22 protein-coding genes, 1 tRNA gene and 1 pseudogene are annotated in these 19,134 nt (G+C 61.7%); 3 read left to right on the top strand and 21 right to left on the bottom strand.

The genetic code is table 11. The features are described from left to right. Positions 1-48 precede the first annotated feature (48 nt). From tnpC to tnpA, 3 genes are read right to left on the bottom strand one after another with little or no spacing between them, the layout of a single operon-like run. The gene (gene tnpC / locus DFLDMN_RS15910; protein ID WP_008652249.1) at positions 49-1,638 is read right to left on the bottom strand and encodes an IS66 family transposase; all 1,590 of its coding nucleotides are present in this window, start codon (positions 1,636-1,638) and stop codon (positions 49-51) included. 31 nt (positions 1,639-1,669) lie between these two features. Continuing rightward, entirely contained in the window at positions 1,670-2,020 is a 351-nt protein-coding gene (tnpB, locus tag DFLDMN_RS15905) for an IS66 family insertion sequence element accessory protein TnpB (RefSeq protein WP_008652247.1), read from the bottom strand. Continuing rightward, complete coding sequence (tnpA, locus tag DFLDMN_RS15900) at positions 2,020-2,484, bottom strand: IS66-like element accessory protein TnpA (protein WP_008652244.1); 465 nt, start codon at positions 2,482-2,484, stop codon at positions 2,020-2,022. Before tnpA ends, tnpB begins: the two co-directional genes overlap by 1 nt. An 83-nt stretch (positions 2,485-2,567) precedes the next feature. On the opposite strand from tnpA, the pseudogene DFLDMN_RS15895 reads away from it, so the two are divergent. Beyond that, positions 2,568-2,831, top strand: a pseudogene (locus tag DFLDMN_RS15895) (hypothetical protein); the annotation flags it as partial. A gap of 218 nt (positions 2,832-3,049) precedes the next feature. Here DFLDMN_RS15895 and DFLDMN_RS15890 read toward each other — a convergent pair. The 8 genes from DFLDMN_RS15890 to petA all read right to left on the bottom strand — a co-directional run bounded on the left by DFLDMN_RS15890 (position 3,050) and on the right by petA (position 8,674). Then, the gene (locus tag DFLDMN_RS15890) at positions 3,050-3,298 is read right to left on the bottom strand and encodes a hypothetical protein (RefSeq protein WP_423195848.1); all 249 of its coding nucleotides are present in this window, start codon (positions 3,296-3,298) and stop codon (positions 3,050-3,052) included. Positions 3,299-3,318: 20 nt separating this feature from the next. Beyond that, complete coding sequence (locus DFLDMN_RS15885; RefSeq protein ID WP_423195847.1) at positions 3,319-3,822, bottom strand: hypothetical protein; 504 nt, start codon at positions 3,820-3,822, stop codon at positions 3,319-3,321. A gap of 528 nt (positions 3,823-4,350) precedes the next feature. After that, positions 4,351-4,426 (bottom strand) — tRNA-Thr (locus DFLDMN_RS15880). A gap of 51 nt (positions 4,427-4,477) precedes the next feature. Continuing rightward, positions 4,478-4,972 (bottom strand): ClpXP protease specificity-enhancing factor, encoded by a 495-nt coding sequence (locus DFLDMN_RS15875; RefSeq protein ID WP_423195846.1) that lies wholly within the window; start codon positions 4,970-4,972, stop codon positions 4,478-4,480. A gap of 27 nt (positions 4,973-4,999) precedes the next feature. Continuing rightward, a complete protein-coding gene (locus DFLDMN_RS15870; RefSeq protein ID WP_008643086.1) occupies positions 5,000-5,611 on the bottom strand; it encodes a glutathione S-transferase N-terminal domain-containing protein in 612 nt (203 codons plus the stop codon). Positions 5,612-5,867: 256 nt separating this feature from the next. Then, complete coding sequence (locus DFLDMN_RS15865) at positions 5,868-6,611, bottom strand: cytochrome c1 (protein WP_423195845.1); 744 nt, start codon at positions 6,609-6,611, stop codon at positions 5,868-5,870. Positions 6,612-6,650: 39 nt separating this feature from the next. Then, positions 6,651-8,054, bottom strand: a complete 1,404-nt coding sequence (locus DFLDMN_RS15860) for a cytochrome b (RefSeq protein ID WP_423195844.1) — start codon at positions 8,052-8,054, stop codon at positions 6,651-6,653. Positions 8,055-8,056: 2 nt separating this feature from the next. Then, complete coding sequence (petA, locus tag DFLDMN_RS15855; protein WP_423195843.1) at positions 8,057-8,674, bottom strand: ubiquinol-cytochrome c reductase iron-sulfur subunit; 618 nt, start codon at positions 8,672-8,674, stop codon at positions 8,057-8,059. Positions 8,675-8,890: 216 nt separating this feature from the next. Between petA and mscL the strand changes: the two genes are divergently transcribed. Next, a complete protein-coding gene (mscL, locus tag DFLDMN_RS15850) occupies positions 8,891-9,319 on the top strand; it encodes a large conductance mechanosensitive channel protein MscL (protein ID WP_423195842.1) in 429 nt (142 codons plus the stop codon). A 34-nt stretch (positions 9,320-9,353) separates the two neighbouring features. Here the strand turns inward: mscL and DFLDMN_RS15845 are convergent, their stop codons facing one another. Further along, positions 9,354-10,100 carry a Nif3-like dinuclear metal center hexameric protein gene (locus DFLDMN_RS15845; RefSeq protein WP_423195841.1) on the bottom strand — a complete coding sequence of 249 codons (747 nt, stop codon included), beginning with the start codon at positions 10,098-10,100 and terminating at the stop codon, positions 9,354-9,356. A 19-nt stretch (positions 10,101-10,119) separates the two neighbouring features. On the opposite strand from DFLDMN_RS15845, the gene DFLDMN_RS15840 reads away from it, so the two are divergent. Further along, positions 10,120-11,316: a Do family serine endopeptidase gene (locus DFLDMN_RS15840; RefSeq protein ID WP_423195840.1), complete on the top strand. Its 1,197-nt coding sequence runs from the start codon at positions 10,120-10,122 to the stop codon at positions 11,314-11,316. A 518-nt stretch (positions 11,317-11,834) separates the two neighbouring features. Here the strand turns inward: DFLDMN_RS15840 and DFLDMN_RS15835 are convergent. The 9 genes from DFLDMN_RS15835 to hisI all read right to left on the bottom strand — a co-directional run bounded on the left by DFLDMN_RS15835 (position 11,835) and on the right by hisI (position 19,133). Continuing rightward, on the bottom strand, positions 11,835-12,983 hold the full coding sequence (locus DFLDMN_RS15835; RefSeq protein ID WP_423195839.1) for a porin: 1,149 nt from the start codon (positions 12,981-12,983) through the stop codon (positions 11,835-11,837). Between the two features lie 439 nt (positions 12,984-13,422). Continuing rightward, a complete protein-coding gene (locus tag DFLDMN_RS15830; protein WP_423195838.1) occupies positions 13,423-14,907 on the bottom strand; it encodes a YadA family autotransporter adhesin in 1,485 nt (494 codons plus the stop codon). A gap of 614 nt (positions 14,908-15,521) precedes the next feature. After that, positions 15,522-16,310, bottom strand: a complete 789-nt coding sequence (gene tatC, locus DFLDMN_RS15825) for a twin-arginine translocase subunit TatC (protein WP_423195837.1) — start codon at positions 16,308-16,310, stop codon at positions 15,522-15,524. A gap of 57 nt (positions 16,311-16,367) precedes the next feature. Continuing rightward, positions 16,368-16,901, bottom strand: coding sequence for a Sec-independent protein translocase protein TatB (tatB, locus tag DFLDMN_RS15820; protein WP_423195836.1), 534 nt, complete (start codon positions 16,899-16,901; stop codon positions 16,368-16,370). 99 nt (positions 16,902-17,000) lie between these two features. After that, positions 17,001-17,237, bottom strand: a complete 237-nt coding sequence (gene tatA / locus DFLDMN_RS15815; RefSeq protein ID WP_423195835.1) for a Sec-independent protein translocase subunit TatA — start codon at positions 17,235-17,237, stop codon at positions 17,001-17,003. A 167-nt stretch (positions 17,238-17,404) separates the two neighbouring features. After that, positions 17,405-17,761 (bottom strand): histidine triad nucleotide-binding protein, encoded by a 357-nt coding sequence (locus tag DFLDMN_RS15810; RefSeq protein ID WP_423195834.1) that lies wholly within the window; start codon positions 17,759-17,761, stop codon positions 17,405-17,407. Between the two features lie 96 nt (positions 17,762-17,857). Beyond that, the gene (locus tag DFLDMN_RS15805) at positions 17,858-18,235 is read right to left on the bottom strand and encodes a DUF4870 family protein (protein ID WP_423195833.1); all 378 of its coding nucleotides are present in this window, start codon (positions 18,233-18,235) and stop codon (positions 17,858-17,860) included. Between the two features lie 125 nt (positions 18,236-18,360). Continuing rightward, positions 18,361-18,732, bottom strand: a complete 372-nt coding sequence (locus tag DFLDMN_RS15800) for a phosphoribosyl-ATP diphosphatase (RefSeq protein ID WP_423195832.1) — start codon at positions 18,730-18,732, stop codon at positions 18,361-18,363. After that, positions 18,729-19,133 (bottom strand): phosphoribosyl-AMP cyclohydrolase, encoded by a 405-nt coding sequence (gene hisI / locus DFLDMN_RS15795; RefSeq protein ID WP_423195831.1) that lies wholly within the window; start codon positions 19,131-19,133, stop codon positions 18,729-18,731. Before hisI ends, DFLDMN_RS15800 begins: the two co-directional genes overlap by 4 nt. Position 19,134 lies beyond the last annotated feature (1 nt).

The raw sequence follows: 19,134 nt of genomic DNA, 5'->3' as shown, positions 1-19,134 counted from the left end.
CGTAAGCGGTCTTTTAAGGGCGCCCCTTGCGGCCGCCGGCGGTATCCGCTAGACGGTTGAGGGCTTGAGCCTCCAGGGCAGCAGAGCCTCGTAGTCGTCGGCGGTCTGTGCGTGTGGCAACGCCTTGAACAAGGCAACGAGATACTGATACGGATCGACGTCGTTGGCCTTGCAGGTTTCCACCAGCGAGTAAAGACTTGCGCTAGCGTTGGCACCGGCCACGGTGTCGCAGAAGAGGAAGTTTCTCCGTCCGATCACGAATGGCCTAATCGCGTTCTCGCAGGGATTGTTCGAGATCGGCCAGGTTCCGTTCTCGATGTAGCGCACGAGCTTTGGCCACTGCCCATGCAGGTAGTGCAGCGCCTTGCCGAACAGGCTTTGCGGCAGCACGGTATGCAGATGTTGCAGCAGCATCGTTTCGATCTCGGCCAGCAGCGGCTGGCTTTGTTCGGCGCGAACCTGCTGCCGTTGTTCCGGCTTCATCTTGAGCGTGTGGCTTTCGATGGCAAACAGCTTGCCGATGCGCTGCAGGAATCCGGTGACCGGGTGGTCGGGGCGCTTGTCCTTGGGCAAGGCTTGCTCCGCCTCGACCAGGTAGCGGCGCGCGTGTGCCCAGCATCCGAGATGCACCAACTGATAGGTGTTTGCGACGTCGTCGTATGGTGCATAGCCGTCGGTCATCAACACCGCCCCAGGCTTGATGCCGGCATAGAGAGCCGTAGCCTGCTTTGTCTCGCGTGTCGGGCTATAGGCAAACAACCGTACCGGCGGCCCTGTGCCATTCATCTGCGCCCATAGGAAGCTCTTTCTCTGGGCAGGCCTGCCGGGCTCCTTGAGCACCTGTACCGTTGTCTCGTCACCGTACACGACGTCTGCTTCCAGCAGATGGTCACGCAGCAGGTTGATGATTGGCTGCACCGCCTGGCCTACTCGCACTATGCTTGCGGCCAGGGTGCCGCGAGAGAGGTCCCCGCCGAAGCGATGCAGCAGCGCTGCCTGGCGGTACAGCGGCAGGCCATCCTGATACTTCGAGGTGATGCACCAGGCCAGCGCCGATTCGGTAAGGAGTCCCTTGGGAATAATGCGCGCCGGTGCCGGCGTCGTCTTGATGCCGCCGTCGCAGCATGGGCAGGCGTACTTGACCCGCTGGTGCTGGATCACGCGGACCTGCTGCGGCACGATGTCGAGCTGTTCGCTGACCTCGACGCCAATCTCGACCAGAGCCTGGCCATCGAGGGGGCAGACGCGTTCCGATTCGGGTAGTTCGTGACGAACCTCGACACGGGGCAGCGCCGGGTCGAGCGGCTTGCGGCCGCGCTTCTTGCGTTTGTGTCCGGCCACTTCGGTCTCGGGCGTACCTTCTTCTTCCTGCGCCGGCTGCGCGGCCGCCGTCGCCAAGGCCTCGGCCTCATTGAGGAACAAGTCCTTCTGCTCCGAGCCTCGCGCCTCGCTCTTTGCGGCGAACAGCTTACGCTGAAACGCCTTGAGCTGTTCCAAGAGCAGGTCTCGCTGGACCGTCATCACACGCAGTTCGCCCTTGATTGCCTCGCGTTCCGCGAGTATTGCCTTGAGCTCGCGCTCGGCGTCTCGCAACAGTTGCAGCTCGGCGGCGGTAACGGTGACGGGCGTGGATGGCATGGCGGGTTAGACCGCTGCCGCCAAACAGCGTTCACGCAGCGCGATGGTATTCTCGGTGCGGGTGCCGGCGCATCGCCTCGATGTCGATTCCCTCGAGCAGCCAGTGCAACTGTTCGACCGTCAGCGTAGCCACAGCCGCCTCGCGTGGCCAGGCAAACCGGTCCGCCTCCAATCGCTTCAACAATAGCCAGAAGCCGTTGCGATCCCACCCGAGAATCTTGATGCGATCGGCCCGCTGGTTACGGAACACAAATACAGCCGATGCAAACGGATCCAGCCCGAGCGTCTGCTCGACCAGCAGTGCCAGGCCGTTGATGTTCTTACGGAAGTCCACTGCGTCGCGATGCAGATACACCCGCAGCTCAGCGTCGAGCCGAAACATCAACGGTCTCCACTCAGTGCTTCGATCATTGCCTTTACGAGCCCAACGTCTCGCTCGCTGCATTCGAGCTCAAGTGATACACCGTTGGGCAGCTTTGCGCTCAAGAGCGCCAGCGGTTGCGCTTGCCGCGGTGGCGGATCGCCAGTCGCTGATGCCGCTTCGTGACGCGGCACCGCAACCTTTGCAAGTGTCTCGATTGGCCGCGAATCCTGAACCTCCTGGACAACCGGCACGAATGCCGGCAACGCACCTCGCGCCTGCACTGAATCTCGGTAGTCCCGAATCCATTTGCGCAACTGGTTAGCGTTGATACCGGCCTTGAGCGCCGTGCCCGAGACCGATGCTCCCGATTGAAGACAGAACTCAATCAGACGCCGCTTGGCCGCTGGCTCGTAGTCGCGCTTCCCATTGGAGCGGACTCGCACCGCCTGCAGCGGAAATAGGTCAATCTCGTCTTGGATCATGTTTGCGTCCGCAAAGTCTTTGCGGACGCTAGCCTGCCAACGTTCAGCCTTCAATACCAGACGTCGTCAATTGAGCGCTTACGAACGACCACCTTGGCTTCGTCGTACCGTATCGGAAAGATGGAACCAAGCGGAACTACTTGCCGGACTTCATCGTCGAGCTGGTGTCGGGCGAAAAGCTGGTGGTCGAAATCAAGGGACAAGTGATTGACGACGCTCTCATAAAAGAAGCGGCAGCCAAGCGGTGGTGCGAGGCCGTGAACCGCGACGGCCGATACGGTCGCTGGAGCTATCACCTGATGAAGCACCCGGCAGACTTGATGCAGTTGCTCGATAACTTGGATTGAGCACTTACGTGGTCATTCGGGTCAAAAGGCCATGGAAACTTCCGTTCTGTGGCCTTTTGATTCTGCTCGATTATTCGGCTATTTGGCGGGGCACGTGGAGGTAACTGTTGCTGCCAATTTTTTACAATGGTTTCTTCGTTGTTGTAGTCATGGATTCCGTTATGGGACGGGTCGGAAGTCACCTCTCACGGGACGGCTTTCTCTCAACCAAGTTGCCTTCAATGTAGCGGCGGAGCAATCCCCTTAACGTGCTTCATCAAGAACCGAGCAGCCGTCCCGTGGGCGCGCAGCTCGTCAATGCCGTAATGCTGACGACAGATGCTTCCGACCGCCAGGTCGAGACAGTACGGCTCGGGACTGAACCGGGTCGGCTTGTGGTTTAGCATACGACGCAGCTTCACGGTGACCGTGGCGTCGCTGACCTCCGATGCCACCGAGAATTCTTCGAGGGTTTCGAATTCCAACATCTTGATGTTCCTAGCCTCAGTTAGGCGCGGACATCGGCTCGCCAGCCTTTCGCGGCTGCGCGCGACTCGGCTTGCAACTCCTTGACGACATCTTTGTAGAGCCCGCCCCGGAGGTTAGCTACCAGGTAGCCGATGCGACGGGCACCTTTCGCAGTCACGACGAACGGCACGTTTCCGAGGCCCCAGACTCTCTCGTTCCGCTCGCAGATGGCCTGTTCAGCTTTTTTTGAAGCGGGCCGCAAGTATCCGCGTGCCACCAGCCCGAGGATGCCGACTTCGGCGAAGATGCCGCACTCCCGCGAACTGAACATGCGGTACTTGCGATAGAGCAGGTTATTGACGTGCTGACTGTTGTACGTTTGTGTCAGGCACATCATACCGAGCACGAGTGCCTCCATCGGCGGGAGCGTTTTCGCTTCATCCTGACCGGCATACGGCGTGACCTCGTTGGTAAAATAGAGGCTCATCATCGTTCGCATGAACGGCAGGCTCAGGTCGTCGGTCAGTTGTTCTTGCGGCAGCATAGTCATTTCTCCATTGGTAGCTTGCTGAAATTGCCTTTGTGCGTCTGAGCATTTCGCCTTACGTGGCGTCGCTCACAGCACCGACAGAATCAGGTGGGGTGCCAGTGGGGGCGCAAGAGTGGGGGGCTGGGGTATTTACACCCAACTACCTGGAGAGAATCGCGTGACGGCCATGACCGCCCGTGCCTGACCGACCGGTTTCAGCAGAAATGCTTCGCAAGTGGGCCACCACCACTGGGGAAAGTGACTGAAACCGAGCTGCGACGGGTGCTGTCGGCAGAGTGAGGGGCGGGGCAATCCCCGACACCCGCCGGGACACCGACACCGGAGGTAGCGATTAGAGTGGCCAGGTGAAACGGCTTGGCCGCCTCACTTGAGTTCCCGTAAGCGGGTCAGCCTGGTCGATGCCCGCTCTGACGGCAACCGCACAGCGCCGCCAAGATGGCATGAAATGCCTACACGGTGCCTACACGGCTTTAGAAATGAACAAGGGGTCACAAGAAAAATCTTGTAACCCCTTGATTTTATTGGTGCCGGCTGCAGGACTCGAACCCGCCACCTGATGATTACAAATCAACTGCTCTACCTGATGAGCTAAGCCGGCATGTCTGGTGCAGACCGCGATTCTACTGCATGCGGTCTCAAAGTCGGAAGCTTATTTGACCACCTTCAGCGACGGCTTCTTGCCCCCGATCCGCGGTACCGGCGGCGGCGTCGGATCGTCTTCCGGCTCGCTGGTTTCGGCAGTCACCGGCGCGGGCGCATCGGATTCGACCGGTGCCAGTTTCGGCGGCGGATTGTTCTCGCGCTCGGTGGCGGCCTGCGTCTCGGGGACGCTGCGCTCCACCGGGAAGGCCATGCCCTGGCCGTTCTCGCGCGCATAGATGGCCAGTACGTTTTCTACCGGCACATCGATCTTGCGCGATACCCCGCCGAAGCGCGCGCTGAACGTAATCCAGTCGTTGCCCATATCGAGGCCGCTGGTCGCGTCAAAGCTCACGTTCAGCACGATCTCGTTGTTCTTGACGAACTCGCGCGGGACGCTGGTGTTGGCGTCGACAAAGACCGCGATATACGGTGTGAAACCGTTATCGGTGCACCATTCGTAGATGGCGCGGATCAGATAGGGCTTAGTGGAAGTTTCAGACATTGCGCTTGCGGTGGCGTCAGATCCGTCTTAGCGACGCATCACCTTTTCAGACGGGGTCAGTGCTTCGATGTAGGCCGGACGGCTGAAGATTCGTTCCGCATACTTGAGCAGCGGCGCGGCGTTCTTCGACAGTTCGATGCCATAGTGGTCCAGGCGCCAGAGCAGCGGCGCGATAGCCACGTCGAGCATCGAGAATTCCTCGCCCAGCATGTACTTGTTCTTGACGAAGATCGGCGCGAGTTGCGTCAGGCGGTCACGAATCGCGGCACGGGCGCGCTCGTGGTTCTTCTCCGCGGCCTTGCCCTTTTCGTTCTCGAGCACGTACACGTGGGTGAACAGTTCCTTTTCGAAATTGAACAGGAACAGACGCGCGCGCGCGCGCTGGACCGGATCGGCCGGCATCAGCTGCGGATGCGGGAAGCGCTCGTCGATGTACTCGTTGATGATGTTCGACTCGTACAGGATCAGGTCGCGTTCGACCAGGATCGGCACCTGACCGTACGGGTTCATGACCGAGATGTCTTCGGGCTTGTTGAAGAGATCAACGTCGCGAATCTCGAAGTCCATGCCCTTTTCGAACAGGACAAGGCGGCAACGTTGAGAAAACGGGCAAGTCGTACCCGAATACAACACCATCATGGTTGGATTCCTTGGGTGGAAGGTCGTCGGATCGACGCACAAACCGTGTCGGATCGACGAACCGGCAGCGCTGGTTCAGACAGGGCAAACATTCTGTCAGAACGCCCTATTGGAAAGCAAATAAGTTACAAATACGAGACGTGGCGCCGGCGCCACTGAATCCTCGAAAGCCGCATGGCAAAAGGGCCGGCGCGGTGCTGCGATAAGGCAACGTCCGCGCCGACCCTTAGGGTTTACCCGGTATTTCTGTTACAACTTACTTGATGTCTTTCCAGAATGCCGCGTTCAGGCGCCAGGCAAATACCGTGAATACCAGCAGGAACAGAATCACCCATACGCCAAGGCGCTTGCGGTGGCTCTGGGCCGGTTCCGACATCCAGTTCAGGTAGTTCACGAGGTCGGCCACAGCCTGGTCGTACTCCTGCGTATTCATCTTGCCCGGCGTCAGTTGCTCGAAGCCGGCGAACTTGTGCACCTTCTCGCCGTGTTCCTCGACCTCGGCAAACTTGGCGCCGCGCTGGCCCTGGAGCTCCCACAACACGTGCGGCATGCCGACGCTCGGGAAGACCAGGTTGTTCCAGCCGGTGGCGCGGCTGTCGTCGCGGTAGAACGTGCGCAGGTACGTATAGAGCCAGTCGTTGCCGCGCGCACGCGCGATCACCGACAGATCCGGCGGTGTGGCACCGAAGAACGCCTTGGCATCCTTCGGCGGCATCGAGATGGTCATCAGCTCGCCCACCTTGTCCGCCGAGAACAGCAGGTTCTGGCGGATCTGGTCATCCGTCAGGTCCAGGTCCTTCAGCCGGTTGTAGCGCATCATCGAGGCGCTATGGCAGTTCAGGCAATAGTTGACGAACAGCTTGGCGCCCCGCTGCAGCGACGAGATGTCGCTCGTATCGAGCGGTGCCGGCTCGAGGGGATAGCCCCCCTCGCTGGCCATGGCGGGCATGGTCGCGAAACAGGCACCGACCAGCGCGAAGATCGAAAGCAGCTTTTTCATCTTGTGTCCTTGTCCTCTTGTCGGGAATGCGCGCGACGCTCAGTGCGGGTGGAACGTGACGCGCTCCGGCACCGGCTTGAATTCGCCGGCGCGGCTCCACAGCGGCATGGTCAGGAAGAAGGCGAAGTACAGCAGCGTACCGAGCTGCGACACCTTCTCACCCACCGGCGACGGCGGTTGCACGCCGAGGTAGCCGAGGACCAGGAACACCACCACGAAGACGATCAGGATCGACTTGTGGAAAGCAGGACGATAACGGATCGACTTGACCGGCGAGCAGTCCAGCCAGGGCATGAAGAACAGCACGATGACCGAGCCGCCCATCACCAGCACGCCCCAGAACTTGGCGTCGATCTGCCAGAAGCCGAGCGCCAGGATCACGAGGATCAGGACCGAACCGATCTTCACGCGCGTGTCCTTGCTGCGCAGGATCACCATGCCCAGCACCACCGCGAAGAACACCCACAGGATCGGCAGGAAGTTCGACGTCGTGGCACGCAGCATCGAGTAGAACGGCGTGAAGTACCAGACCGGCGCGATATGCGGCGGGGTCTTCAGCGGATCGGCCGGGAAGAAGTTGTTCGCCTCAAGGAAGTAGCCGCCCACCTCGGGGAAGAAGAAGATCACCGCCGAGAAGAAGATCAGGAACACGGCCACGCCCAGCAGGTCGTGCACGGAGTAGTACGGGTGGAACGGAATGCCATCGAGCGGCACGCCATTCGCATCCTTCTTCGCCTTGATCTCGACGCCGTCCGGGTTGTTCGAGCCCACTTCGTGCAGCGCGATGATGTGCGCCACCACCAGGCCCAGCAGCACCAGCGGAACCGCGATCACGTGGAACGAGAAGAAGCGGTTCAGCGTGGCATCGCTCACCACGTAGTCCCCGCGGATGAACAGCGACAGGTCCTGGCCGATCACGGGAATGGCCGAGAACAGGTTCACGATCACCTGCGCGCCCCAGTACGACATCTGGCCCCACGGCAGCAGATAGCCCATGAACGCTTCGGCCATCAGGCACAGGAAGATCAGGCAGCCGAAGATCCACACCAGCTCACGCGGCTTGCGGTACGAGCCATAGAGCAGGCCGCGGAACATGTGCAGGTACACCACGACGAAGAACGCGGAGGCGCCCGTCGAGTGCATATAGCGGATGAGCCAGCCCGAGGGAACTTCGCGCATGATGAATTCCACGCTGGCAAAGGCCACGGGAATACCGGCGGCGTTCAGCGTGCCGTCCGGCTTGTAGTTCATCACGAGGAAGATGCCGGTGACGATCTGGATCACCAGCACAAGCAACGCCAGGGAGCCGAAGAAGTACCAGAAGTTGAAGTTCTTCGGCGCGTAGTACTTGGAGAGATGGTCTTCCCAAAGTTGCGTGGCGGGGAAGCGGGCGTCGATCCAGCCGAGCAGGCCAGTAGTCTTGACTTCTTTTTCGGCCGCCATGATCAAGCTTCTCCTTTCTCGTCCTTGCCGATCACGATCTTGGTGTCGGTCAGGAACTGGTACGGGGGTACGTCAAGATTCTGCGGGGCCGGCTTGTTCCTGAACACGCGGCCGGCGAGGTCGAAGGTGGATCCGTGGCACGGGCACAGGAAGCCCGGATCGGCGCCAAGCTGCGGATTGGCGCCCGAAGCGAAGGGACCCGACGGCGAGCAGCCCAGGTGCGAACAGATGCCCACCACGACCAGCACGTCCTTGTGCTCGGCACGCGATCGCGTCTCGTTCTTGCAGTAATCCGGCGTCTTCATGGTGAAGGGGACGTCGGAATTGGGATCGGCGACTTCCGCATCGGTCTTCTTGAGCGATGCGAGCATCTCCGGGGTACGACGCAGAATCCAGACCGGCTTGCCTCGCCATTCAACGGTCATCATCTCGCCGGCCTTCAGTCCGCCGATATCGGCCTCCACCGGGGCACCGGCGGCCTTGGCCTTCTCCGAGGGTGCGAAGGTACTGACAAAAGGAACTGCTACAGCCACGCCTCCTACGCCGCCCGCGACAGAAGTCGCGATCAACCAATTGCGGCGACCTTTGTCCACGTTATTCACGTTCTGCTGGTCACTCATTCCAAACCCCAGGGGATTGTCAATTTTGATCTTGCGTCAACCGAAAATTATACCCGAGGCACATCTGCCAGCGATAGGCAAACCACCTATAGGTAATTGGTCGATTATCGGTCACGCATGCGCGATAGCCGCTTGCAGGCTTGCACTCAGGGAAGTCCTGCGGCAGTCTTTGAGACTTCGGAACGTTAATCGCAAGCAACAAGAAGGAGAAAACGCATGGGCATGATGACCGAATTCAGGACCTTCGCGATGCGCGGCAACGTCATCGATCTGGCCGTTGGTGTGATCATCGGCGCGGCTTTTGGCAAGATCGTGGATTCGGTGGTGAACGACCTGATCATGCCTTTGGTCGGCCGCGTGATCGGAAAACTCGACTTCTCCAACATGTTCGTCGCGCTGGCCGAGCCGCCCCCGGGCGTACCCCATACACTCGACGCGCTCAAGAAGGCCGGGGTCCCCGTCTTTGCCTACGGCAATTTCCTGACCATCGTGGTCAACTTCATCATCCTGGCGTTCATCATCTTCCTGATGGTCCGCGCGTTCAACAACATGCGCGCCAAGCACGAGGAGGCGCCGAAGCCCGCCGAGACGCCGGAAGACATCCAGTTGCTGCGCGAGATCCGCGACAGCCTCAAGCGTCCCTGACCGCGGCACGGCGGGCTGGCCGCCCGACTTCAGGTCAGACCGGGTTGGGAATATCGATGAAGGTATGGCGCAGCCCGAAGCGTTGCGCCACATGCTCGCCGAGCGCGCGAATGCCGTAGCGCTCGGTGGCATGATGGCCGGCCGCGAGATAGGCCACTCCGCTCTCGCGCGCCAGATGCGTGGTCTGCTCCGACACTTCGCCGCTGATATAGACATCCACGCCGGCCGCGATTGCGGCGTCGAAATACCCTTGCGCGCCACCGGTACACCAGCCCACCGTACGGACGGGCCGGTCGGCATCGCCAATGGCGAGCGGCTCGCGCTGAAGCACCCCGGCCACGTGCGCGGCCAGCTCCGACAACGGCATCGGGCGTGGCAAGGTGCCGGTCCAGCCGAGCTGATCGTCCGCAAAGCGGCCCGTCGGGGTGATGCCCAGCTGCGCGCCGAGTTGGGCGTTGTTGCCTAACTCGGCGTGATTATCGAGTGGCAGGTGATAGGCCATCAGGTTGATATCGGCGCCCAGCAAGCGTTTCAGACGCGCATGCTTCTGGCCGATCACACGCGCATCCTCGTTTTTCCAGAAATAACCGTGATGCACCAGGATCGCATCGGCGCCTGCCTCGATCGCCGCCTCGACCAACGCGAGACTCGCGGTCACTCCGGTCACCACATGCAGGGTTTCCAGCCGGCCTTGCACTTGCAATCCATTCGGGCAATAGTCCTTGAAACGAGGAACTTCCAGAAGTTCGTTCAAGTACAATTCAAGCTCTTTTGTTTTCATTTTCTGATCAATCTCCGATATGTTGCGCCGCTTCTGGCTGTTCTTCGCTCAGGCCGTCACCGTTGTGCTGGCCGTGTGGTTCGTGATCGCCACACTCAAACCCGAGTGGCTGCAACGGGGCCGGGTGGCCGTGCAATCGGGCTCACCCATCGTGGCACTCAAGGAAGTGGTGCCAAACGTGGCCGGCAGCGCGGCCGAGGGGTCTTACAGCGGCGCGGCACAGCAGGCCATGCCAGCCGTCGTCAATATTTTCACCAGCAAGAACGGCAACAGACGCTCGCCGAATCCGCAGGCCGAGGACCCGTGGTTCCGTTTCTTCTTTGGCGACCGGCCGCCGGAGCAGCGCCAGGAGCCGGTATCCAGTCTGGGCTCGGGCGTGATCGTCAGCGCGGAGGGCTACATTCTAACCAACCACCATGTGGTGGACGGTGCCGACGAGATCGAAGTGGCGCTGACCGACGGTCGCAAGGCCAACGCCAAAGTGGTCGGCTCTGACCCGGAGACCGATCTGGCGGTGCTCAAGGTCACGCTCAAGGACTTGCCCGCCATTACGCTTGGCCGCATCGAGAACGTGAAGGTCGGCGACGTGGTGCTGGCCATCGGCAATCCGTTCGGCGTCGGCCAGACCGTGACGATGGGCATTGTGTCGGCGCTCGGCCGCAGCCATCTGGGCATCAACACGTTCGAGAACTTTATCCAGACCGACGCGGCGATCAATCCCGGCAACTCCGGTGGCGCGCTGGTCGATGCGCAGGGCAATCTGCTCGGGATCAATACGGCGATCTATTCGCGGTCGGGCGGTTCACTCGGGATCGGTTTTGCGATCCCGGTGTCGACGGCCAAGCAGGTCATGGAGTCGATCATTTCCACCGGCACGGTCACGCGCGGTTGGATCGGCGTGGAACCGCAGGACATGACGCCAGAGATTGCCGAGTCCTTCAGCCTCGACGCCAAGGAAGGCGCGCTGATTGCCGCCGTGGTCCAGGGTGGACCGGCCGACAAGGCAGGCGTGCGGCCGGGCGATGTGCTGGTGTCGGTGGATAGCCAGTCGATCAACGATACTACGGCACTGCTCAATGCCATCGCGCAACTGAAGCCGGGTGCGGAGGTCAGGATGAAGGTAATCCGCCGCGGCAAGCCCGCGGAAGTCACCGTGACGATCGGCAAGCGCCCTCCGCCGCCGCGCCGCGCGATGCCGCTCGACGAAGAGAACTGAACGCGTAGCGGCTTTCGCTTTGTAAGGCCGCGGGCTGCGGCCTGTTCTGTCCTGCCAGCTTTTGAATTGCGTTGACGATGGGTCGTTGCCGCCAGGCGGCGACCCGTCCGACGGGGTGCCACGTCACATACGGGAACCTTGCTTGCCTACGCAGCAGTTTCTGCGACTTCCCTGCCTGCCCTCTTCCCCCTCTTCCCCCTCTTCCCCCTCTTCTCCCCGCTTCCTCGCTTCGCTTTACCTTCGCGCTTTACCTTCCCCGCTTTACCTTCCGCTGCCTTACCCGCTGCCCTCGCCCTGGCCGGCGGCCGAGCCAAGCCAACGGTCAAGCGGCCTGCAGCATTACCGCGGCGCAGAGGTTGCCGCGCCCATTGGCAACGCGGCCATGCCGGAAGACCGCGCGCAGATGGCGCTCGGCCGACATATCGACGCGAGCGAAGGACGACAAAAACAAAACGCCGGCATCCTTGCGGATGCCGGCGTTTCAAGCCAATTCAAAGCAGGCTTACGCCTGCGTCGAATTAGAACTTGTGGCGAAGACCAACCACTGCGCCGAACATGTTGGCCGCGCCAACGTTCGCGCCGAAGCCCGAACCAGCAGCGCCCGTGCCCGACAGACCCAGGGTCGAACCGTCCTTGTTCTTCACGTAGGCCAGGTTCAGGTATGCGTCGGTACGCTTCGAGAAAGCGTAGTCCGTCGACACCACGAATTGCCACGGATCAGCACCGGTGTTGCGGAAGTCTTGGTAGTACACCGCGCCCGTCAGCGACAGAGCCGGGGTCACTTGGTAGCCAACGCCGCCCCAGTACAGGTTCGACTTGTCGGTCACCGGAGCTGCGAAGCCCAGCGGCGTAGCGCCCGGCAGCAGTGCGCCGTCCGAAGCCTTGGCGTAGCGGTAGCCCAGGAAGGCCTTGACCGGACCGAAAGCGTAGGTACCGGCAACAGCTGCGCGACGGATCTTGGCGTCTTGCAGAGCAACGGTGTTGATACCGACGTTCGATTCGTCATAGATCACGCCAACCGAGAACGGGCCGCCTGCATACGACAGGCTGGCGCTGTACTCACGGCCGGTGTGGTAGTTACCCGGGATCTCGCCAGCGTTGCCTTGGAAGGCATTGCCCGAGGTCGCGCCGGTGTTGCTACCGGTGCTGTACAGCAACGTGGCGCTCACGCCACCGAACTTGCCCATGTACTTCAGCGAGTTGTCGGCGCGCGACTGGAACTCGGTACCTTGAGCCGTGATCGAGTAGTTCGTCGAGATGGCCATCGGGTCGAAGGCCAGACCGAATTCATAGAACGGGGTCTGATGACGACCCAGGGTCAGGGTGCCGAACTGGTTCTGCACACCGACGAAGGCTTGACGACCGAACAGACGGCCACCTTGGCCCGAGGTACCGGTGTCAACGCTGAAACCGCTTTCCAGCACGAACACACCCTTCAGGCCACCACCCAGGTCTTCCACACCGCGCAGGCCCCAACGGCTGCCGGACATGTTGCCCGAGGTCAGGCGAACCACGTCGTGGCTGCCGGTCACGCCAGCGGCGTTCGGTGCATGGTTTTGGTATTCGATACCGGCATCAACCACGCCGTACAGGGTCACGCTCGACTGGGCATACGCACCGCCGGCGGCCAGGGCGGCAACGGCAGCTGCAAACAGTTTCATCTTCATATCGACACTTTCCTTGTCAACTGATTGGGAAATCTTGGTTGCCCAAGTGCTTGGGCGACGCATTAACCTTCACGTCTGCGTCGTATTATGTGACAGGGGTCCAGCTCGCCAGAAGACTTTTTCGCCGTAAACGCGAAGTGCGAACGTGATTTGTTGTGATACTGCAACAACCCTCGAAACACCATTCACCACGCCGGTGCCATCCCGCTATTGCGAGGGTGGCCGGCGCGGGGCGTTGCGACAAGGCGTGCAGATCACCGCCATCGTCAGAAAAATCAATGGCTTGCCGCGCCGCTGGGGAAGCGTGTACGAGAACCCAAGGAGGCGCGGCCACGCACCGTGAAGTGACGTGGCCGCTGCAAGGCTATCGCATGGGAAGCGGGAGACGAATGCGCGCGCGGTATCCCTGCGCGCCGTATCCCTGTGTTATCCGCGGAAATTACCAGTGGAACCCCGCGCCGACCGCGGCGCCGACATTCCCTCGCGTGTTGGTAGTCAGATTGGCCTTGTAGACCCATTTGCCCGTACCCGAGAGGGTCGACACGCCCAACGCAAGTGCCGATTCTCCGGCGTACGTACTGGCGGCCAGGGCGACCATGCCCTTGCCAGGCAACACCGCTTGCGGCAGGCCCGCCATCGCCATGGCGGAAGCCGAACCGGCGTTGGCGTCGCGCCGCACACCGGCGACCTGCTTGTCCGTATAGGCATTCGCCTGCTGCAGTGCGTTGCCGGTCCGCTGATCTGTATAGGCATTCGCCTGCTGCAGTGCGTTGCCAGTCCGCTGATCTGTATAGGCGTTGGCTTGCTGCAACACGCCGGTGCCGTATTCCTTCATCTGAACGAGGTTGACCGCGTCGGTGTCCTGCGTGCCCGCGGCAACATTGGTGACCTGCCGTTCGCTGCCAGCGCTGCCCACGGACAGGGTGTTGGCGCGATCAGCCACGGAATTGGCGCCGATCGCCACGCTGTTCTCGGCTTGCGCGCTGGCATTGGCACCCATCGCGACAGCATGCATGCCAGCGGCTACGGTTGCGGCATCCGTACCGTCGCCATTGCCGTCGGCGCGGAAGTAGCCTGCCGTGGCGCTCACCGCGGCAAGGGCGTCGCCGACGCTGTTAACCGTCGTGGCAGTGCCATCGGATTTGAGGATGGTGTAGGCAGGAGCGGAGATGCTGCCGGTGGTGGCGTCGTACGCAGAGCCGCCGCCGAGCGCCGCTGCCGTGCTGCCGCCAATCTCGTTGATCTTGGCATCGGCGGACTTCAACTGGCTGACGTTGACGGCGTCGGTCGGCGCAGAGCCGGCCGCGACATTGGTCATGCGACGCTCGGCGCCGGAGCTGCCCAGCGATACTTCGCCGTTGGCGACGGAGGCCACACCGGAAAGCTCGCCGCTCCCCGGGTTATAGCCCGCGGCCGCCAGATCGGAAGTCGTCTTGGCGCCCGCGCCCAGTGCCACGGAATTGGCTGCCGTTGCCGAGGCGGCGCCACCGATTGCCACGCCGTTCTCGGCCGTCGTGCTGGTCGCGCGACCGATTGCGATAGCGGACGGAGCGTTCCGGACCGCTGAATTGGTGCCGATGGCGATGCCGTTCACGGAGGCGCTGTCCACGGCAACGCGCGTGCCGTAATTTCCCGCAATGCCGATACCGCCCTCGGCGTCGACTTGAACCTGGTTACCTACCGCCGTGGAATTGACGCCAGTGGCCACCACGCCGGCGCCGATGGCAGTCGCATCGCCCGCCATCGCACCGGCTTCGCCGCCAACCGCAAGTGAGCCGGCGCCATCGGCCCGGGCGGACGGCCCATAAGCCGCTGACAGCGATCCCGAGTTCGTGCCGCCATCCAGGCTACCCGCGAGCGCCGCATGGCTTGCCGCGCACAGTGCGATGGCGGAAACGGCACGCGCGAAAATCAGATTGCCCATGCGAAAGGTGCGAGGAATCGGCGTGGTGAATTGAAGGGTTGTGCGCGTTGATTTGACGCTACGAATGTTACTCATTGCTATTCAACTATCTGTAGACGCCGCAGCAGAGAGCCACCGATCAATTTCTGCAGATCGGATATGTGTTGCGACTTAATACGACTTCGCCATCAGAAGCAGATAAATGGCGCCCATTGAATCCAGTGCCAATTGCATCGCGACCCGCTCCGGGCGGCACGGCTGCGGCCATGGCTGCAGCGCATTGCGACGAGGCGGAAGCGAGTACCTTTACGCCACCGGGACGGCGGCGATATCTGACGTCGGGGGACTTACCGCGCGGACGCCGCGGACGGATATCCGTGGCAATCGGGGCGTGGAACAGGAATACCCTTTATCGCTTTTTTGGAGCACTGAATCAGTGGTGCAGAATAGGTGGGCGATAAAGGGAATGAACTAGGCCGACGCTTAATTGACCGGCCCAGTTCCGTATGTGACGTGAGTGAAAATCCGCGCAATGGAGAAAGCGGATAAAAGAGCGCGGCGTAAATGCAAACGGCCGACGCTGCTGGCGTCGGCCGTTTGCATGAAGAGGAAAACCGGGGCGTTCGTGTGCCGGATCAGTCCGACGTGGTTTCGCTCGCCGAGGGCATCTCGACCGCGGGCCTGGTCACGAAGCGTGCCATCAGGAGGCCGAGTTCGTACAGCGCGATCAGGGGCACCGCGAGCAGCATTTGCGACAGCACGTCCGGCGGCGTGACGACGGCAGCGATGATGAATGCACCCACGATGACGTATGGGCGGATCTGCTTGAGCTTGGCGAGTTCGACCACGCCAAAGCGCACCAGCACGATCACCACCACCGGCACCTCGAACGTGATGCCGAACGCCAGGAACGTGGTCATGGCGAACCCGAGGTACTTGTCGATGTCCGTCGACATCTCCGCGCCCAGTGGCGCGTTGTAATGCGCCATGAAGTGGAAGACGGTCGGAAACACCAGGAAATACGCAAACGCGACGCCGCACAGAAACAGGAAGTAGCTGCTCGACACCAGCGGCACGATCAGCTTCTTCTCGTGTTGGTACAGCCCCGGCGCGACGAACTGCCAGACCTGATACAGCACCCACGGCAGCGCGATCAGAAACGCCACCAGCAGCGTCACCTTCATCGGCACGAAGAACGAGCCCGTGACATCGGTGACGATCATCCGGCCGCCCTTCGGCAGCGATTCCATCAGCGGCCGTGCAAACAGGTTGAAGATGTTCGGCGCCCAGTAGACCAGGCTGAGAAACACGATGAGAACCCCCGCCACCGCCTTGACGAGCCGCTCGCGCAGCTCGATCAGGTGCGAGATGAAGGTTTCCTGCTGGGATTCGTCTTGAGGATCGGGGGCGTGCGTGTCGCTCATGGCAAGGACCGCTCAGCCACGCTGGCTGGCATAGGAATTCGGTGGGCGACCGGCATGCTAGTCGAAAAAGGAGCGCGCCTGGCCGCGCGCCGGCCGGTGACGCTTGACGCGGGCAGCGCCGGATTGCACCCAGACGCGCGTGTTGTGCTGGCGCTTGAACCAGAGCGGACGCGCACCCTGCTTGACACGCCAGCTCTTGCGGCCATTGTGGGACTTGTGCGCGGTATCCCAGCTCGGGACAAAGCCGCCGCCCAGCCCCGTATCATCGTGCGTGCCCGCGCCGGCAGTGCCGGACAGCGCTTCGTTCAACGCCTGCGCCTGGTCGCTGACCTCCTTGTTGAGGTCGCTGACTTCCTTGTGGATGGTCTGCTCGACGTTGCGCGCGGCGTTCTCGAATTCCGTGCGCATCTTGCGCAGTTCGTCGAGCTCGACTTCGCGGCTGACCTCGGCCTTGACGTCATTGATATAGCGCTGGGCGCGTCCGACCAGCGCGCCCACCGTGCGCGCGACCTTGGGCAGGCGCTCGGGACCGATCACGATCAGCGCCACGGCGCCGATCAGTGCCAGCTTGGAAATGCCGAGATCGATCATGCTGACGTCGAACCAGGGACACGGGGAATGCGGGCCACGCGCAACGTGGCCGCCGATGAGGAGAAACGCAAGGCGATTCCGGAGAAAATAGCCGGCCGCTTACTGCTGGCGCGACTTTTCCTTGGCCTCGACGTCGATCGTGGTCGAATCGCGCAGCTCCTTGGCGGGCGCGCCCGGCGTGCCTTGCGCGTCTTCGCTACCGTCCTTCATGCCGTCCTTGAAGCCCTTGACCGCGCCGCCCAGGTCCTGGCCGATATTGCGCAGCTTCTTGGTACCGAACACCAGCATGACGATCACCAGCACGATCAGCCAGTGCCAAATGCTAAACGAACCCATCTTTTGCTCCTGATGAAGCCTCGAACGGCCATCCTGCCGTTCCGCCCCGTATTTTCCGTCCTTCGAAGATCGCATCGGGCGACGGTTGCCGACGCGACAACAGGCCGGAATCGTCTTCCGGCCGCCTTATGCCCAGGCTGCCCCTAACGTCAGCGTGATCCGCGCCGTCAGGGTGCCGGTGCCTTCCACTGGTCGCGCGGGCCGCCGAGCACATGGACATGCAGGTGATACACCTCCTGCCCGCCATCGTGACCGGTATTGATCACGGTGCGGAAGCCATTGTCGCAGCCGGCCTGGCGCGCGAGTTCGGGCACCTTGAGCATCATTCTAGCAAGCACCTCCGCCTCCCCGGGGCCGCAATCCGCCAACGAGTCGACGTGCGACTTCGGGATCAGCAGAAAGTGTACCGGGGCTTTGGGGTGGATATCGTGAAACGCCAGCAGTTCATCGTCCTCGTACAGCTTGCGAGACGGTATCTGGCCGGCCACGATCTTGCAGAAAATGCAATTGTCCTGGGATTTCATGAAGTTTTTGTTGCGGTTTGTCGGAACATTACCGTTGTCGCGTTCCGACCAGGCGCTCAAAGGTTCTGGCTTGGAGGTTTGCCCCGCGCCTTGTCCTCAATACATGGGCTTGCTGTCGTTCAGGTATAGCCAACCCTTGACGATACGATACAGCATCCACAATGACAAAATGCTCCATATGGCGACTGCCAGCGGAAACAGCAGCACGGTGATCGCGCACAGGCCGCCCAGCGCCATCCACGCGAGGTACCACCAGAAGGTGCGGATCTGCCACGTGAAGTGCGAGCCGTACAGCGTGCCGCGCGCATCGTCGCGCTTGACGTAGTTGATGACAATGGCGATCAGCGCGGTAATGCCGCCGGTCACCCAGAAAATCGCGTACAGCGCATACAGGATGTGCGTCAGCTTCCGCAGGCTGTCCAGTTGACCGCTGTCGGCGGTGGTGGTGACCTGGCTGGTAAAGTCGTGTGCCATCGTGGCGCTCCCAAAGTGAAGGTCCTGGCCGGGGACCTGAGCCAGGATCGAGGACCAGGATCCGAAGGCAAGGCGTTGTGGCAAATGGCGCGCTGCCGTACCCGTTCGCTGCCGTACCCGTTACCTTACTCCTTGCGCTGCGCCTTCTCCTCGAGACCGGACATGCCCTCGCGTCGCGCCAGTTCGTTGATCACGTCGGCGGGCTGCAGGCCGAAGCGCGCCAGCAGCACCATGCTGTGGAACCACAGGTCCGCCACCTCGTAGACGACCTTGCCGGTCGCCTCGGCGGAAAGCCCGGCCGCACGCGCGTCCTTGGCAGCCATGACGGTCTCGGTGGCTTCCTCGCCGATCTTCTTCAGGATGGCGTCGTCGCCCTTGTGGAACAGCCTGGCCGCATACGATTTGTCGGGATCGCCGCCGTTCTCGGGCTTGCGCGATTCCAGCGTGGCGGCCACGCGCGCGAGCACGTCGGCCGCATTCGGTTGAGAAGCGCTCATGGCTTGGCGTAGATGGTGGACGGGTCCTTCAGCACGGGCTCGACGGTCTGCCAGTCGCCGTTTTCCACATCGCCCTCGAACTTCTGGAAGAAACAGGAATGGCGGCCGGTATGGCACGCGATACTGTCTACCTGCTCGACCTTCAGCAGCACCACATCCTCGTCGCAGTCGAGGCGCATTTCATGCACCTTCTGCACGTGACCCGACTCCTCGCCCTTGTGCCACAGGCGCTTGCGCGAGCGCGACCAGAATACGGCCTCGCCGATCTCCACGGTCCGCTGCAGCGCGTCGCGATTCATGAACGCAAACATCAGCACATCGTTGGAGCCGACTTCCTGGACGATTACCGGCACCAAGCCGTTATCGTCCCACTTCACTTTATTGAGCCACTTTTTTGCCATG

It is taken from the genome of Cupriavidus sp. H19C3 (assembly GCF_049393815.1).
Taxonomy (GTDB): Bacteria; Pseudomonadota; Gammaproteobacteria; order Burkholderiales; family Burkholderiaceae; genus Cupriavidus.
The sequence above is the reverse complement of the archived record's forward strand: the minus strand, read 5'-3'. Positions and strand labels throughout refer to the sequence as shown.

What these genes read in the sequence shown, in the direction of transcription:
- tnpA (WP_008652244.1), bottom strand. Translation starts at nt 2,484, where the DNA reads ATGATCCAAGACGAGATTGACCTATTTCCGCTGCAGGCGGTGCGAGTC.
- DFLDMN_RS15865 (WP_423195845.1), bottom strand. Translation starts at nt 6,611, where the DNA reads ATGAAAAAGCTGCTTTCGATCTTCGCGCTGGTCGGTGCCTGTTTCGCG.
- tatA (WP_423195835.1), bottom strand. Translation starts at nt 17,237, where the DNA reads ATGGGTTCGTTTAGCATTTGGCACTGGCTGATCGTGCTGGTGATCGTC.
- DFLDMN_RS15805 (WP_423195833.1), bottom strand. Translation starts at nt 18,235, where the DNA reads ATGGCACACGACTTTACCAGCCAGGTCACCACCACCGCCGACAGCGGT.
- DFLDMN_RS15870 (WP_008643086.1), bottom strand. Translation starts at nt 5,611, where the DNA reads ATGATGGTGTTGTATTCGGGTACGACTTGCCCGTTTTCTCAACGTTGC.
- tatB (WP_423195836.1), bottom strand. Translation starts at nt 16,901, where the DNA reads ATGATCGATCTCGGCATTTCCAAGCTGGCACTGATCGGCGCCGTGGCG.
- petA (WP_423195843.1), bottom strand. Translation starts at nt 8,674, where the DNA reads ATGAGTGACCAGCAGAACGTGAATAACGTGGACAAAGGTCGCCGCAAT.
- hisI (WP_423195831.1), bottom strand. Translation starts at nt 19,133, where the DNA reads ATGGCAAAAAAGTGGCTCAATAAAGTGAAGTGGGACGATAACGGCTTG.
- DFLDMN_RS15835 (WP_423195839.1), bottom strand. Translation starts at nt 12,983, where the DNA reads ATGAAGATGAAACTGTTTGCAGCTGCCGTTGCCGCCCTGGCCGCCGGC.
- DFLDMN_RS15800 (WP_423195832.1), bottom strand. Translation starts at nt 18,732, where the DNA reads ATGAGCGCTTCTCAACCGAATGCGGCCGACGTGCTCGCGCGCGTGGCC.
- DFLDMN_RS15890 (WP_423195848.1), bottom strand. Translation starts at nt 3,298, where the DNA reads ATGTTGGAATTCGAAACCCTCGAAGAATTCTCGGTGGCATCGGAGGTC.
- tnpC (WP_008652249.1), bottom strand. Translation starts at nt 1,638, where the DNA reads ATGCCATCCACGCCCGTCACCGTTACCGCCGCCGAGCTGCAACTGTTG.
- mscL (WP_423195842.1), top strand. Translation starts at nt 8,891, where the DNA reads ATGGGCATGATGACCGAATTCAGGACCTTCGCGATGCGCGGCAACGTC.
- DFLDMN_RS15810 (WP_423195834.1), bottom strand. Translation starts at nt 17,761, where the DNA reads ATGAAATCCCAGGACAATTGCATTTTCTGCAAGATCGTGGCCGGCCAG.
- DFLDMN_RS15845 (WP_423195841.1), bottom strand. Translation starts at nt 10,100, where the DNA reads ATGAAAACAAAAGAGCTTGAATTGTACTTGAACGAACTTCTGGAAGTT.
- DFLDMN_RS15830 (WP_423195838.1), bottom strand. Translation starts at nt 14,907, where the DNA reads ATGGGCAATCTGATTTTCGCGCGTGCCGTTTCCGCCATCGCACTGTGC.
- DFLDMN_RS15875 (WP_423195846.1), bottom strand. Translation starts at nt 4,972, where the DNA reads ATGTCTGAAACTTCCACTAAGCCCTATCTGATCCGCGCCATCTACGAA.
- tnpB (WP_008652247.1), bottom strand. Translation starts at nt 2,020, where the DNA reads ATGTTTCGGCTCGACGCTGAGCTGCGGGTGTATCTGCATCGCGACGCA.
- DFLDMN_RS15885 (WP_423195847.1), bottom strand. Translation starts at nt 3,822, where the DNA reads ATGCTGCCGCAAGAACAACTGACCGACGACCTGAGCCTGCCGTTCATG.
- DFLDMN_RS15840 (WP_423195840.1), top strand. Translation starts at nt 10,120, where the DNA reads ATGTTGCGCCGCTTCTGGCTGTTCTTCGCTCAGGCCGTCACCGTTGTG.
- DFLDMN_RS15860 (WP_423195844.1), bottom strand. Translation starts at nt 8,054, where the DNA reads ATGGCGGCCGAAAAAGAAGTCAAGACTACTGGCCTGCTCGGCTGGATC.
- tatC (WP_423195837.1), bottom strand. Translation starts at nt 16,310, where the DNA reads ATGAGCGACACGCACGCCCCCGATCCTCAAGACGAATCCCAGCAGGAA.